We start from the raw sequence: 15120 nt of genomic DNA on the forward strand, positions 1-15120 counted from the left end.
AATAGTGATGGCAATTTCAGCTAAACTTGTTAAAGAATTACGTGAAAAAACTGGCGCTGGTATGATGGATTGTAAAAAAGCGCTTCAAGAAACTGATGGGAACATTGATAAAGCAATTGACTACTTACGTGAAAAAGGTATTGCTAAAGCAGCTAAGAAAGCAGACCGTATCGCAGCAGAAGGTATTACACATGTTGAAGTGAAAGGTAACGACGCAGTTATCGTAGAAATCAACTCTGAAACAGACTTCGTTGCACGTAATGAAGGTTTCCAACAACTGGTTAAAGAAATTGCTAACCAAATTCTTGAAACGAAAGCTGAATCTGTTGAAGCTTTAAATGAAACAACACTTCCAAATGGTAAAAAAGTTTCTGAACATATGAACGAAGCGATTTCAACAATCGGTGAAAAATTAAGCTTACGTCGTTTTGAATTACGTACAAAAACTGACAATGATGCATTCGGTGCATATTTACACATGGGTGGACGTATTGGTGTACTTTCAGTTGTTGAAGGTACAACTGACGAAGAAGCAGCTAAAGATGTTGCAATGCACATCGCTGCAATTAATCCCAAATACGTTTCTTCTGACCAAGTAAGTGAAGAAGAAATCAACCACGAAAGAGAAGTATTAAAACAACAAGCACTTAACGAAGGTAAACCAGAAAACATCGTTGAGAAAATGGTTGAAGGACGTTTACGTAAATATTTACAAGAAATTTGTGCAGTTAACCAAGACTTCGTTAAAAATCCAGATCAAACTGTTGAACAATTCCTTAAATCAAAAGGTGGTCAATTAGTAGACTTCGTACGTTACGAAGTGGGTGAAGGTTTAGAAAAACGTGAAGAAAACTTCGCTGATGAAGTTAAAGGACAAATGAAATAATAGACACGGTTTATTATGAGAAAGAAGACACCTTTTGTGTCCTCCTTTGCATGACTTCAATAAAAGCATATTGAAGCCGTGTTAAAGGAAGATACGTCTTGTGTCTTCTTTACTTGTATTGTTTTACATAAAACGAATAGAGAGGTTATTATAATGGCTGAAACTTCAAAATATAAGCGAGTAGTTTTGAAACTAAGTGGTGAAGCACTGGCAGGAGATAAAGGATTTGGTATTAATCCAATCATTATTAAAAGTATTGCACAACAAGTGGCAGAAGTAGCGAAAATGGATACAGAAGTCGCTGTCATTGTTGGTGGTGGCAATATTTGGCGCGGTAAAACAGGTAGTGATTTAGGAATGGATCGCGGAACTGCTGACTATATGGGGATGCTTGCAACAGTAATGAATGCATTGGCATTACAAGATAGCTTAGAACAATTAGATTGTGATACACGTGTGTTAACGTCAATTGAAATGAAACAAGTTGCAGAACCTTATATTCGTCGACGTGCCATTAGACATTTAGAGAAAAAACGTGTCGTCATTTTTGCAGCAGGAATTGGTAATCCTTATTTCTCAACAGACACAACTGCTGCATTGAGAGCAGCTGAAGTAGAAGCAGATGTCATTTTGATGGGTAAAAATAATGTAGACGGTGTATACTCTGCAGACCCAAAAGTAGACCCAAATGCGGTTAAATATGAACGCTTAACATATTTACAATTATTGCAAGAAGGCTTACAAGTAATGGATTCAACAGCCTCTTCATTCTGTATGGATAACAATATTCCGCTTAATGTGTTCTCAATTATGGAAGAAGGAAACATTAAACGTGCTGTTTTAGGTGAAGAAATCGGTACAATTATTACAAAATAATCTAGAGGTGACTTTCTGATGAGTGAAATTATCCAAGATACGAAATCACGTATGAAAAAATCAATCGAAAATTTATCACGTGAACTTGCTCAAATTAATGCAGGGCGTGCAAATTCTAATTTATTAGCAGGTGTTAACGTGAACTACTACGGTGCGCCAACACCTGTGCAACAACTCGCAAGTATCAACGTTCCTGAAGCACGTTTACTTGTAATCTCTCCATATGACAAATCATCGTTAGCTGATATCGAAAAAGCAATTTACGCTGCAAATTTAGGTGTAACACCGACAAGCGATGGTGAAGTCATTCGTATTACGGTACCAGCATTAACTGAAGAACGTCGTAAAGAAATTGTTAAAGAAGTTAAAAAGACTGGTGAAAATGCGAAAGTTTCTGTACGTAATATTCGTCGTGATGCAAATGATACATTGAAAAAACAAGAAAAAGACGGCGATATCACTGAAGATGAATTACGTTCAGGTTCAGATGATGTTCAAAAAGTAACAGACGATTCTATAAAACAAATCGATCAACTTGTTACAGATAAAGAAAAAGATATTATGTCTGTCTAAATCATTTGTGAAACTGTACCGAATCAGACTTTGGTACAGTTTTTTTCTTTGTCATTCAATGAGTGATTTGAGTGTGATAAAATGGTAGATAATTGTACATTTTAAAGATTATAATAATATGAGACGTAATGAGGCTCGGAGGAACACGCATGTTTAAGAAATTTAAAAATATTGAAGATAAAACATCTCAAGTCGACACTTTAGATTTACATAATATACCAGAACACATTGCAATCATCATGGACGGTAATGGACGTTGGGCGAAACAACGAAGAATGCCTAGAATTAAAGGGCACTATCAAGGTATGCAAACGATTAAAACGATTACACGTGCGGCAAATGATTTAAATGTAAAATACTTAACACTGTATGCTTTTTCAACTGAAAATTGGTCACGTCCAGAGGAAGAAGTCAACTACATCATGGGATTACCTGTTAACTTTTTAAATACGTTTTTACCTGAGCTAATTGAAAAAAATGTTAAGGTAGAAACGATTGGCTTTATAGAACAGCTTCCTCAAAAAACGATTCAAGCAATTGAAGAAGCGAAACGTAAAACGGCACAGAATACTGGATTGACGTTAATCTTTGCTATCAATTACGGTGGACGTGCTGAAATTATTTCTGGAATGAAATCATTAATTAAAGACTTAAAAAATGGTAGTGATATTGACGTTGACCATTTAGATGAAAATGTTTTTCAAAAGTATTTAATGACGTCTGATTATCCCGATCCAGAGTTATTAATTCGCACGTCAGGAGAACAACGTATTAGTAACTTTTTAATTTGGCAATTGTCATATAGTGAATTTATTTTTAATCAAAAAATGTGGCCAGATTTTGATGAAGATGAATTAAAATCATGCATAAAAACATATCAATCTCGACAACGACGTTTTGGGGGATTGTAGATAGGAGAAGATTATGAAGGTAAGAACGATTACTACCATAGTTGCGTTAATCGTATTTTTGCCAATTTTATTAATTGGTGGAACGACATGGATGCTTTTTACATCAATTCTTGCTTTAATAGCATTAAAAGAATTATTGAATATGAACCGTATTCAATTATTTTCAGTTCCAGGATTGATTAGTGCAATCGGTTTAATTTTAATTTTACTACCACAAGACTTTTCATGGGTTCCAATTGTGCAACAAAAATCACTGATCGCTTTAAGTTTTATTTTATTAAGCTATACCGTGATGTCAAAAAATAGATTTAGTTTTATGGACTCAGCATTTTGTTTAATGTCAGTGGCATACGTGGGTATCGGTTTTATGTATTTTTATGAAACGCGTGAAGCAGGCTTACATTATATTTTATTCGGTTTACTTATCGTATGGTTAACGGACACGGGTGCATATCTTTTTGGCCGCTCATTCGGAAAACACAAATTATGGCCAGTCATTAGTCCAAATAAAACAATCGAAGGCTTTATCGGTGGACTATTATGTAGTTTACTCGTTCCATTAGCTTTCATGTTTTTTGTGCCTTTCGATTACGGTATGATTTGGGTATTAATCATGACCATCGTATTAAGTGCGTTTGGTCAATTAGGAGACCTTGTCGAATCTGGGTTTAAACGTCATTTTGGTGTGAAAGACTCAGGTCGTTTATTACCAGGTCACGGTGGTATTCTAGATCGATTCGATAGTTTTATGTTTGTATTACCTTTAATGTATCTTTTCTTAATTCAAATGTAAGGTGAAGTGAAAACGATGAAAAATATAGCAGTGTTAGGGGCTTCGGGTTCTATCGGAACACAGGCCATTGATGTCATTGAACGTCATCCAAATGAATTTAATCTCATTGCGTTTACAGTTGGTAAAAATATTGACTATGCAAAAAAAATTATCGAAAAACATCAACCCGAAATGATTTCGGTACAAAATATTGAAGATATTGATGCTTTTTCAGAGTACGATGTCAACATTGTTTCAGGAAAAGAAGGTTTGATTTCTGTTGCGACATATGAAAAAAATGATCTCGTTCTTAACGCCTTACTTGGAAGTGTGGGACTAGAACCTACTATACGCGCGATTAAAGCTGGAAAAGATATTGCACTTGCGAATAAAGAGACACTTGTTGTTGCAGGTGAACTGGTTATGGCACATGCACGACAATACAATGTGAATATCTTACCTGTAGATTCTGAACATGCGGCCATTTTTCAATGTTTAAATGGTGAAGATATGAAACAAATCAAAAAGGTGACAATCACTGCTAGTGGCGGTTCATTTCGAGATTTATCACGTGAAGCGTTAGAGCATGTGACTGTAGAAGATGCCTTAAATCATCCAAATTGGAGTATGGGACATAAAATTACAATCGATTCTGCGACGATGATGAATAAAGGTTTTGAAGTGATCGAAGCAAAATGGCTCTTTGATTTAGACATTTCTAAAATCGAAACCATTTTACACAAAGAAAGTATTATTCATTCTATGGTAGAATTTGTAGATACAAGTGTGATGGCGCAATTAGGTACACCTGACATGCGCATGCCGATTCAATATGCGTTTACTTATCCAAAACGTATAGAACATCAAGCACCTTCTTTAAATTTGGCAGAGGTTGCACAATTACATTTTAAAGCTATGGATTTTGAACGTTACCGTTGCTTACAATACGCTTATGATGCAATCAAAATTGGTGGCACAATGCCTGTTGTTTTAAATGCAGTGAATGAAGTCGCTGTAGCTAAATTTTTAAATAAAGAAATTCGCTTTTTAGATATCGAACGTATGATTAAAAGAGAAATGGATCGACATGAGGTCATACAGCACCCAACACTTGATCAAATATTAGCGCTTGATGCGCATTACAAAAATAAAGAATACGAGGTGTAGAAATCTGTGTTTATTACCATCATTGCATTTATCTGTGTATTCGGATTACTAGTATCTGTGCATGAATATGGTCATATGCTTTTTGCAAAACGTGCGGGTATTATGTGTCCGGAATTTGCAATTGGAATGGGGCCGAAAATTTTAAGTTTCCGAAAAGATGAAACATTATATACGATTCGTCTGTTACCTGTAGGTGGTTATGTACGTATGGCAGGTGACGGTATGGAAGAAGCACCTGTACAGCCAGGCATGCACGTTAAAATCAAATTAAACGATCAAAATGAAATCACTCATATTATTTTAGATGATCAACATAAATTCCAACAAATGGAAGCGATAGAAGTTAAAAAAGCAGACTTTAATCAAGATTTATATATTGAAGGCATCATGGCGCATGACCAAACACGTCATCATTATCCAATTGCCAAAAAAGCTTTTTTCGTTCAAAATGGTAGTCTTATTCAAATTGCGCCAAGAGAGCGTCAATTTGCCTATAAAAAACCGTATCAAAAGTTTTTAACATTATTTGCAGGACCTCTTTTTAATTTTATTTTAGCAGCCGTGTTACTAATTGGCTTAGCATATTGGCAAGGGGCACCAACAAACAAAGTAGACCAAGTTGCACCTAAAACACCTGCAGCTCAAATTGGATTGAAAAAGGGAGATGTGATTACTGAAATAAACGGTCATGCCACACATAATCTCCGAGACATTCAAAAGGAAATGAAAGCAACAAATGGCGACAAGACCACGTTGAAGTTTGAACGAGACGGTAAAGTGCATACAGAAACATTTTCCCCTAAAAAGTTTATGCAAAATGTTTCCAAAACGAAAAGTGTAACTAAATATCAATTAGGGTTTTTACCTACAAAAGAAGTGAGCCCAATTGAACCCCTCATATTTGGCTTAACACAAACAGTTGAATATGGAAAAATTGTATTTACTGCAGTAGTCGGTTTAATAGGTAGTATATTTACGGGGCATTTTAGTTTTGATATGTTGAATGGTCCAGTTGGCATATATAAAAATGTTGATACTGTTGTTAAAACTGGCATTATTAACTTAATTAATTTCACAGCAATTTTAAGTGTTAACTTAGGAATCATGAACTTATTACCAATTCCGGCACTTGATGGTGGACGTATTTTATTTGTTGCTTACGAAGCGATTTTTAGAAAACCTGCAAATAAAAAAGCAGAAACAGTGATCATTGCGACAGGTGCGATTTTTGTTGTCATCATCATGATATTAGTGACATGGAATGATATTCAACGTTATTTCTTATAAACAGACATTAAAGGAGGAACATTAAAGGATGAAGCAATCAAAAGTTTTTATACCTACTTTACGAGAAGTTCCAGCTGAAGCTGAAGCAGTCAGTCATCAATTGCTGTTAAAGGCGGGACTTATCAAACAAAATGCAGCAGGTATATATAGTTATTTACCGCTTGCAACACGTGTGCTTCAAAATATTTCTGAAATCATTCGGGAAGAAATGGAGAAAATTGACGCTGTTGAAGTAGTGATGCCCGTGTTACAACAATCAGAGTTATGGAAAGAATCAGGGCGTTGGGAAGCGTATGGTCCTGAACTCATGCGATTAAAAGATCGAAATGAACGCGAATTCGCGTTAGGACCAACACACGAAGAAGTGATTACATCTTTAGTGAGAGATGAATTACGTTCATATAAACAACTTCCTTTAACATTGTTCCAAATTCAAACGAAATTCCGTGATGAGAAGCGTCCAAGATTTGGTTTGTTACGCGGTCGTGAGTTTATTATGAAAGATGCGTATTCCTTCCATACTGACGAAGCATCACTCATGAAAACATATCAAGATATGTATGATGCGTATGGACGCATTTTTAAACGCGTAGGCTTAAATGTGCGTCCAGTGGTTGCAGATTCGGGTGCCATTGGTGGTAATCATACGCATGAATTTCACGCACTGAGCGCGATTGGCGAAGATACCATTGTATATAGTAATGAGAGTGACTATGCAGCAAATATTGAAAAAGCTGAAGTACCATATATCCCTTCAGAAGTGCCAAAAGCGCCAGAAGCAACACTTGAAAAAATTGCAACACCGAATGTGAAAACAGTGAAAGAATTGGCATCATTTTTAAATAAACCACTTGATGAAATTACGAAATCTATGATTTTCAAAGTTGATGGGGAATTTGTGCTTGTATTGGTGCGCGGTCATCACGAAATTAATGATGTGAAATTAAAAGATTTCTTCAAAACAGATCAAGTAGAGCTTGCTGATGAACATGACATCCGTAATTTATTGGGTGCAACACCAGGTTCTTTAGGACCAATTACTGATAAATCAATTAAAATCTATGCAGATAACTATATTCAAGATCTTTCAAATTTAGTTGTTGGGGCAAATGAAGATGGTTATCACTATATCAATGCGAATGTAGGGCGTGATTTTCAAGTAGAGGCGTATGGTGACTTCAGATTTATTTTAGAAGGTGAACCTTTGAGTGATGGCTCAGGCACTGCACAATTTGCTGAAGGTATCGAAGTAGGTCAAGTGTTTGTACTAGGTACAAAGTATTCTGAGACGATGGATGCCACGGTACTAAACAATCAAGGTCGTGAACAAACACTTACGATGGGATGTTACGGTATTGGTGTTTCACGTACATTGAGTGCTATTATTGAACAACACCATGATGAAAATGGAGTTATTTGGCCAAAAGCTGTTACACCATACGATATTCACGTGATTTCAGTGAACCCTAAAAAAGATGACCAACGTGAACTGGCGGATGCGCTTTATAGCACATTAAATAAAACTTACAATGTCTTATATGATGATCGTCAAGAACGTGCAGGTGTTAAATTTAACGACGCTGATTTGATTGGTTTACCAATTCGCGTTGTGGTAGGTAAAAATGCGAGTGACGGTATAGTAGAAGTTAAACGCCGTGATAATGGAGAAAAAGAAGATATTCATATTGACGATTTAGCGTCACATATCACAAAACTTTATGAACAAATTCAATAACAGATTGATTTAAAATTTGATATAATGGTAGTGGATTAATTCAAATGAATGTGCATGACATTGATTTGAATACACGTTACTAATAGCAAAGTGAGACGCTAAAATCAGAGGAATAGTTGGTTTTACGTCTCACTTTCTTTTATGAAATATTGAATAAAACGTACATGCATTCATCGTACATAAGGTGGTTTATATATCGTGGCATTACAGAATCATGAAAAATTTAAAATACTGCTTCAACAATTAAATTTAAAAACACAGTTAGATGAACAGATTGTTGAGCAAGGTGAGTTGACTCGTGTTGATGTCTCTGAAAAAAATCGGTCTTGGACGTTTCATATTGTATTACCGTATTTTTTGAAGTACGAAGATTATATGATTTTTATGCATGCTTTATCAGATGCGTTTCAAGATATTGCATCGATACATGCACGCTTTCAAATTAAAGACACGGCGCAACAAGATGAGCATTTGCTTAAATATTTTTCAAGTTGTATTGAAAAGACGAAATTATCGCCTAAGGTAAAGGGCCAATTAAAACAAAAGAAAATGGTTATGTCAGGGTCAATTGTAAAGGTGCTTGTTCAAAATGACGTGGAGCGCAATCATTTTGATAAAGCGTGTAATGGCAGTTTACTCGCTGCATTAAAAGATTGTGGTTTTGATGTTTCAAAAGTGATATTTGAAACAGATGACAGTGGCCATGATGATGACTTGGCATCATTAGAAGCTCATATTCAACAAGAAGATGTACAAAGTGCACGTGAAGCTACGTCTAAAATAGAGAAAATGAAAGAAGCACGTGCCAAACAAGAAGAAGCGGGTATTACCGTTGATAAGTGTAAAATCGGTAAAACCATTCAAGTTGAAGCGATTAGACCTATTGAGTCGATTATTGAAGAAGAATTTAAAGTGGCAATTGAAGGTGTCATTTTTGACATCAATATCAAAGAGCTTAAAAGTGGGCGTCATATTGTTGAACTTAAAGTAACGGATTATACGGATTCACTTGTTTTGAAAATGTTTACGCGTAAAAATAAAGATGACTTAGAACATTTTAAAGCATTATCAGAAGGGAAATGGATTCGTGCGCAAGGCCGTATCGAAGAAGACATGTTTATTCGTGATCTTGTCATGATGATGTCAGATGTTGAAGAAGTGAAACGTGCACCAAAGTTAGATAAAGCTGATGAAAAACGTGTGGAATTTCATTTACATACGTCAATGAGTCAAATGGATGGTGTGACTCATATCGGTGACTATGTCGCTCAAGCAGCAAAATGGGGCCATGAAGCGATCGCTGTTACTGATCATAATGTGGTACAAGCCTATCCTGATGCACACGCGGCTGCTGAAAAACATGGTATTAAAATGATTTATGGTATGGAAGGTATGCTCGTTGATGATGGCGTCCCAATTGCCTATAAACCTACAGATGTCGAACTTAAAGATGCAACGTATGTGGTGTTTGACGTTGAAACAACAGGACTTTCAAATCAGTACGATAAAATCATAGAGCTCGCTGCAGTGAAAGTGAAAAACGGTGAAATTATCGATAAATTCGAGCGTTTTAGTAATCCGCATGAAAAGTTAACAGAGACGATAAAGAACTTAACCCACATTACAGATGATATGTTAAAAGATGCACCTGAGATTGAAGAGGTTTTGACAGAATTCAAAACATGGGTGGGCGATGCTATTTTTGTTGCGCATAACGCATCATTTGATATGGGCTTTATCGATACGGGCTATGAACGTCTTGGGTTTGGCCCATCGACGAATGGGGTCATCGATACACTTGAACTTTCAAGAACTATTAATACGAGTTATGGTAAGCATGGCTTGAACTTTCTTGCTAAAAAATATGGTGTTGAACTCACCCAACACCATAGAGCGATTTATGATACAGAAGCAACAGCATATATTTTTATTAAAATGCTTGCACAGCTAAAAGAAAAAAATGTGCATAATCATAAAGATATTAATCAATGTCTATCTAATGAAGATGCCTATAAACGCGCACGTCCTCAGCATGTGACATTAATCGTTCAAAATCAAACAGGCCTAAAAAACCTTTTTAAAATTGTAAGTGAATCACTCGTCACATATTATTATCGTACCCCTAGAATACCGCGCTCATTATTAGATGAATATCGTGAAGGGTTACTTGTGGGGACAGCTTGTGATGAAGGTGAAGTATTTACTGCAGTGATGCAGCGTGATCAATCAGAAGTGGAACGTATTGCGAAATATTATGATTATATTGAAATTCAACCACCAGCGTTGTATCAAGATTTATTAGATCGAGAATTAATTAGAGACCATGAAACGTTAGAAGAAATATATGAACGTATATTAAAAGTTGGTGAAACCAATCAAATTCCAGTAATTGCTACAGGAAATGTGCATTACTTACATGAACATGATGGTATTGCACGACAAATATTGATTGCATCACAACCCGGGAATCCATTGAATCGTACCACGTTACCAGAAGCGCATTTTAGAACGACAGATGAAATGTTAGATGCATTTCACTTCTTAGGTGCAGACCGTGCGAAACAAATTGTGGTAGAAAATACGCGTGCACTTGCTGACCGTATTGAAAAAGTGGTCCCAATTAAAGATAAACTCTTCACACCTAATATGGACGGTGCCAATGAAGAAATACGCGAATTAAGTTATAATAACGCTAAAGCATTATACGGTGAAGATTTACCTCAAATCGTTATCGATCGTTTAGAAAAAGAATTAGAAAGTATTATAGGTAATGGATTTGCGGTTATTTATCTCATATCGCAACGCCTCGTAAAAAAATCTTTAGATGATGGTTACTTAGTAGGATCTCGAGGGTCTGTAGGCTCTAGTTTTGTTGCGACCATGACAGAAATAACTGAAGTTAATCCATTACCGCCACATTATATTTGTCCAAAATGTAAGAAAAGTGAGTTCTTTGATGATGGTTCGGTTGGTTCAGGTTTTGACTTGCCAGATAAAACATGCGACTGTGGTGCTGAAATGATTAAAGAAGGCCAAGACATTCCGTTTGAAACGTTCCTTGGATTTAAGGGGGATAAAGTTCCAGATATTGACTTGAACTTTAGTGGTGAGTATCAGCCACACGCGCACAATTATACGAAAGTTTTATTTGGTGAAGATAAAGTCTTCCGCGCAGGGACAATAGGTACAGTAGCAGAGAAAACGGCATTTGGATTTGTGAAGGGCTATTTAAATGATCAAGGCATTCATAAACGTGGTGCTGAAGTGGATCGGTTAGTGAAAGGATGTACTGGCGTAAAACGTACAACGGGTCAACACCCGGGCGGTATCATTGTAGTTCCAGATTATATGGATATTTATGATTTTACACCGATACAATATCCTGCTGATGACCAAGGTGCTTCATGGATGACGACACACTTTGACTTCCATTCGATTCATGATAATGTATTGAAACTTGATATACTGGGACACGATGACCCAACAATGATTCGTATGTTACAAGACCTGTCTGGCATCGATCCTAAAACGATTCCTGTAGATGATAAAGAAACAATGGGAATCTTTAGTTCCCCTGAGGCACTCGGTGTGACAGAGGAACAAATTTTAGCAAAAACTGGAACGTACGGTGTGCCCGAATTTGGTACAGGTTTTGTGCGTCAAATGTTAGAAGATACGAAGCCAACAACATTCTCAGAACTTGTACAAATCTCAGGCCTTTCTCACGGCACAGATGTATGGCTTGGTAATGCCCAAGAACTTGTGCGTAGTGGTACATGTACATTATCCAGCTGTATCGGTTGTCGTGATGATATTATGGTGTATTTAATGTATGCCGGCTTAGAACCTTCACTTGCCTTCAAAATTATGGAATCTGTGCGTAAAGGTAAAGGGTTAAGTGAAGAATGGGAACAAGTGATGATGGACAACGGAGTGCCAGAGTGGTATTTAGATTCATGTAAAAAAATTAAATACATGTTCCCGAAAGCGCACGCCGCAGCCTATGTATTAATGGCTGTCCGTATTGCTTATTTTAAAGTGCATCATCCGCTTTATTATTACGCAAGTTACTTTACAGTACGTGCATCAGATTTTGATTTATTAACGATGGTCAAAGACAAAGATAGTATTCGAAATACCGTTAAGGATATGTATGCGAAATATATGGATTTAGGTAAAAAAGAAAAAGATGTATTAACAGTCCTAGAAATTGCAAACGAAATGGCCCAACGAGGGTTCCGCATGCAACCTGTAAGTTTGGAAAAAAGTAAAGCATACGAATTTATAATAGAAAATGATACATTAATACCACCGTTTGTTGCAGTTCCGGGACTAGGGGAAAATGTTGCGAAACGGATTGTAGAAGCACGTGAAGATGGACCATTTTTATCAAAAGAAGATTTGAATAAAAAAGCAGGTGTATCGCAAAAAGTCATCGAATATCTCGATGATTTAGGGTCTTTACCGAACATGCCTGACAAAGCGCAATTGTCTATTTTCGATATGTAAAATGAAGACATTTGTAGGAATCACGTGATTATGCTATAATAATTATGCTTATAAATTTGGACTCAAGGAGAAAGAGTGGGTATCACCCGCTCTTTTCTGTTTGTGTACCGCTGATAAGGGGGCTCGTATGAGTAAAGTTACAGAGCAAGTTGAAACATTAATCCAACCTGTCCTTGAAGCATTAAATTATGACTTAGTGGATGTTGAATTTGCGAAAGAAGGTCGTGACCATTATTTACGCATTTCAATTGATAAGCCAGGCGGTGTCGATTTGAACGACTGTACAATCGCATCTGAAAAAATTAGTGAAGTGATGGATGAACATGATCCTATTTCAGAAGCTTATTTTCTAGACGTTGCATCACCAGGTGCCGAACGCCCGATTAAAAAGGAAAAAGATTTTCAAAACGCAGTGTCTAAACCTGTTTTTGTATCTTTATATGCACCTATTGAAGGCGAAAAAGAATGGTTAGGTATTTTAAAACAAGTGTCAGATACTGATATCACAATTGAAGTTAAAGTGAAAGCGAAATCTAAAGATATCACAATACCACGTGACAAAATCGCAAAAGCACGACATGCAGTGATGTTATAGATGTTAGGAGGAAGTATGTGTGAAAAGTAATGAATTATTATTAGCTACTGAGTATCTTGAAAAGGAAAAAAAGATTCCTAGAGAGGTTTTAGTAGATGCCATTGAAGCAGCCTTAATTACTGCTTACAAAAAAAATTATGATAGTGCGCGTAATGTGCGTGTTGAATTAAATTTAGACAGCGGTACGTTCCGTGTCATTTCCCGAAAAGAAGTTGTAGAAGAAGTGTTTGATGATAGAGAAGAAGTTGATCTTTCAACAGCTTTAGTCAAAAACCCAGCTTATGAAGTAGGGGACATTTATGAGGAAGACGTGACACCTAAAGACTTCGGTCGTGTGGGTGCACAAGCTGCAAAACAAGCAGTGATGCAACGTTTACGTGATGCAGAACGTGAAATTCTTTATGAAGAGTTTATTGATAAAGAAGAAGACATTATGACAGGTGTCATCGATCGTGTGGATCACCGTTATGTATATGTGAATTTAGGACGTACAGAAGCTGTTTTATCTGAAGCAGAACGTAGTCCAAATGAATCTTATGTACCAAATGAACGCATTAAAGTGTTCGTTAATAAAGTGGAACAAACGACAAAAGGCCCACAAATTTATGTGTCACGTAGTCATCCTGGATTACTTAAACGCTTGTTTGAACAAGAAGTCCCTGAAATTTTTGAAGGAACTGTAGAAGTGAAATCAGTTGCACGTGAAGCGGGCGATCGCTCTAAAATCAGTGTGCATTCAGATAACCCAGACATTGATGCTGTAGGCGCATGCGTAGGGGCTAAAGGTGCACGTGTCGAAGCGGTAGTTGAAGAACTCGGTGGCGAGAAAATTGATATCGTTCAATGGAGTGACGATCCAAAAGTGTTTGTGAGCAATGCTTTAAGTCCATCACAAGTTGTGGATGTTATCGTTGATGAAGAAAACCAATCAACGACTGTAATTGTTCCTGATTATCAACTTTCGTTAGCTATTGGTAAGCGTGGTCAAAACGCGCGTTTAGCTGCAAAATTGACTGGATGGAAAATAGACATTAAATCTGAATCTGATGCGAAAGATTTACAGCTTGAAGATAAATACCTTTCTAAATCTCAAGAAGATACTGCAAGTACTGATGAAAAAGATTTAGACGATGAACAAGTAATCAAGATTGATGAAGTGCCAGAAACTCCATCAGAAAGTCAACTTGAAAACGAATAGGAGGGGTTTTCTTGAAGAAACGTAAAATTCCTATGCGTAAATGTATTTTATCCAATGAAATGAAACCTAAAAAAGATATGATTCGCGTGGTTCAAAATAAAGAAGGCGAAATTTCTGCAGATGCAACAGGAAAAAAACAAGGTCGTGGTGCTTACGTATCGAAAGATGTTGAACTTGTTGAAAAAGCACAAGCGTCTCAGAAATTAGAACAATTTTTTAAAGCATCTCAAGAGGAATTAGCACCCGTGTATAAAGAAATTATTCGTTTAATATACCGAGAAGAGATTCCTACAAAATGAATCAATCATTATTAAATTTTTTAGGACTCGCAATGCGTGCGGGTAAGGTGAAAAGTGGCGAAAGCGTCATTCTTACAGAGATCAAGAAGCAGCGTTTATATCTTGTAATTATTGCAAGCGACGCATCAAAAAATACAATTAAAACATTAACGAATAAATGTCAAAGCTATCAAATACCCTACCGTATTATAAGTGACCGTTATGCATTGGGTGAAGCGGTAGGTAAAGAAGCACGTGTCAATATCGGCATCACCGATCAGGGTTTCGCAAAGAAATTAATTTCTATGATCGATGAATAAAGTAAGGAGTGGT

Annotated in this window: 12 protein-coding genes and 1 pseudogene; all 13 read left to right on the top strand. The window is 36.5% G+C overall.

Annotated elements, in window-relative coordinates:
- Window positions 1-4: 4 nt before the first annotated feature.
- The 13 genes and pseudogenes from tsf (at window position 5) to GJE18_RS04570 (ending at window position 15107) form a co-directional block, all read left to right on the top strand.
- Window positions 5-886, top strand: coding sequence for a translation elongation factor Ts (gene tsf, locus GJE18_RS04510; protein WP_171509145.1), 882 nt, complete (start codon window positions 5-7; stop codon window positions 884-886).
- Between the two features lie 153 nt (window positions 887-1039).
- The gene (gene pyrH / locus GJE18_RS04515) at window positions 1040-1762 is read left to right on the top strand and encodes a UMP kinase (protein WP_037564679.1); all 723 of its coding nucleotides are present in this window, start codon (window positions 1040-1042) and stop codon (window positions 1760-1762) included.
- An 18-nt stretch (window positions 1763-1780) separates the two neighbouring features.
- A complete protein-coding gene (gene frr, locus GJE18_RS04520) occupies window positions 1781-2335 on the top strand; it encodes a ribosome recycling factor (RefSeq protein WP_037564677.1) in 555 nt (184 codons plus the stop codon).
- Window positions 2336-2484: 149 nt separating this feature from the next.
- The gene (locus GJE18_RS04525) at window positions 2485-3246 is read left to right on the top strand and encodes an undecaprenyl pyrophosphate synthase (protein WP_037564674.1); all 762 of its coding nucleotides are present in this window, start codon (window positions 2485-2487) and stop codon (window positions 3244-3246) included.
- A gap of 13 nt (window positions 3247-3259) precedes the next feature.
- Entirely contained in the window at window positions 3260-4039 is a 780-nt protein-coding gene (locus GJE18_RS04530; RefSeq protein ID WP_085622311.1) for a phosphatidate cytidylyltransferase, read from the top strand.
- A gap of 15 nt (window positions 4040-4054) precedes the next feature.
- Entirely contained in the window at window positions 4055-5185 is a 1131-nt protein-coding gene (locus GJE18_RS04535; RefSeq protein WP_060550910.1) for a 1-deoxy-D-xylulose-5-phosphate reductoisomerase, read from the top strand.
- Between the two features lie 6 nt (window positions 5186-5191).
- The gene (rseP, locus tag GJE18_RS04540; protein ID WP_165886089.1) at window positions 5192-6472 is read left to right on the top strand and encodes an RIP metalloprotease RseP; all 1281 of its coding nucleotides are present in this window, start codon (window positions 5192-5194) and stop codon (window positions 6470-6472) included.
- 28 nt (window positions 6473-6500) lie between these two features.
- Window positions 6501-8207: a proline--tRNA ligase gene (locus GJE18_RS04545; protein ID WP_107368342.1), complete on the top strand. Its 1707-nt coding sequence runs from the start codon at window positions 6501-6503 to the stop codon at window positions 8205-8207.
- Window positions 8208-8405: 198 nt separating this feature from the next.
- Complete coding sequence (locus tag GJE18_RS04550) at window positions 8406-12716, top strand: PolC-type DNA polymerase III (protein ID WP_060550913.1); 4311 nt, start codon at window positions 8406-8408, stop codon at window positions 12714-12716.
- 127 nt (window positions 12717-12843) lie between these two features.
- Window positions 12844-13311, top strand: coding sequence for a ribosome maturation factor RimP (rimP, locus tag GJE18_RS04555; protein WP_060550914.1), 468 nt, complete (start codon window positions 12844-12846; stop codon window positions 13309-13311).
- Window positions 13312-13330: 19 nt separating this feature from the next.
- Window positions 13331-14363, top strand: a pseudogene (nusA, locus tag GJE18_RS04560) (transcription termination factor NusA); the annotation flags it as partial.
- 157 nt (window positions 14364-14520) lie between these two features.
- On the top strand, window positions 14521-14808 hold the full coding sequence (gene rnpM / locus GJE18_RS04565) for an RNase P modulator RnpM (protein ID WP_037564655.1): 288 nt from the start codon (window positions 14521-14523) through the stop codon (window positions 14806-14808).
- Window positions 14805-15107 carry a YlxQ family RNA-binding protein gene (locus GJE18_RS04570; RefSeq protein WP_060550915.1) on the top strand — a complete coding sequence of 101 codons (303 nt, stop codon included), beginning with the start codon at window positions 14805-14807 and terminating at the stop codon, window positions 15105-15107. The genes rnpM and GJE18_RS04570 overlap by 4 nt, the downstream gene beginning before the upstream one ends.
- Window positions 15108-15120: the final 13 nt, after the last annotated feature.

Source organism: Staphylococcus agnetis (assembly GCF_011466855.1).
Taxonomy (GTDB): domain Bacteria; phylum Bacillota; class Bacilli; order Staphylococcales; family Staphylococcaceae; genus Staphylococcus; species Staphylococcus agnetis.

Bases quoted from the DNA above. Each gene is read 5' to 3' on its own strand.
- pyrH (WP_037564679.1), top strand. From the start codon at position 1,040: ATGGCTGAAACTTCAAAATATAAGCGAGTAGTTTTGAAACTAAGTGGT.
- frr (WP_037564677.1), top strand. From the start codon at position 1,781: ATGAGTGAAATTATCCAAGATACGAAATCACGTATGAAAAAATCAATC.
- GJE18_RS04525 (WP_037564674.1), top strand. From the start codon at position 2,485: ATGTTTAAGAAATTTAAAAATATTGAAGATAAAACATCTCAAGTCGAC.
- GJE18_RS04530 (WP_085622311.1), top strand. From the start codon at position 3,260: ATGAAGGTAAGAACGATTACTACCATAGTTGCGTTAATCGTATTTTTG.
- GJE18_RS04535 (WP_060550910.1), top strand. From the start codon at position 4,055: ATGAAAAATATAGCAGTGTTAGGGGCTTCGGGTTCTATCGGAACACAG.
- GJE18_RS04545 (WP_107368342.1), top strand. From the start codon at position 6,501: ATGAAGCAATCAAAAGTTTTTATACCTACTTTACGAGAAGTTCCAGCT.
- rimP (WP_060550914.1), top strand. From the start codon at position 12,844: ATGAGTAAAGTTACAGAGCAAGTTGAAACATTAATCCAACCTGTCCTT.
- GJE18_RS04570 (WP_060550915.1), top strand. From the start codon at position 14,805: ATGAATCAATCATTATTAAATTTTTTAGGACTCGCAATGCGTGCGGGT.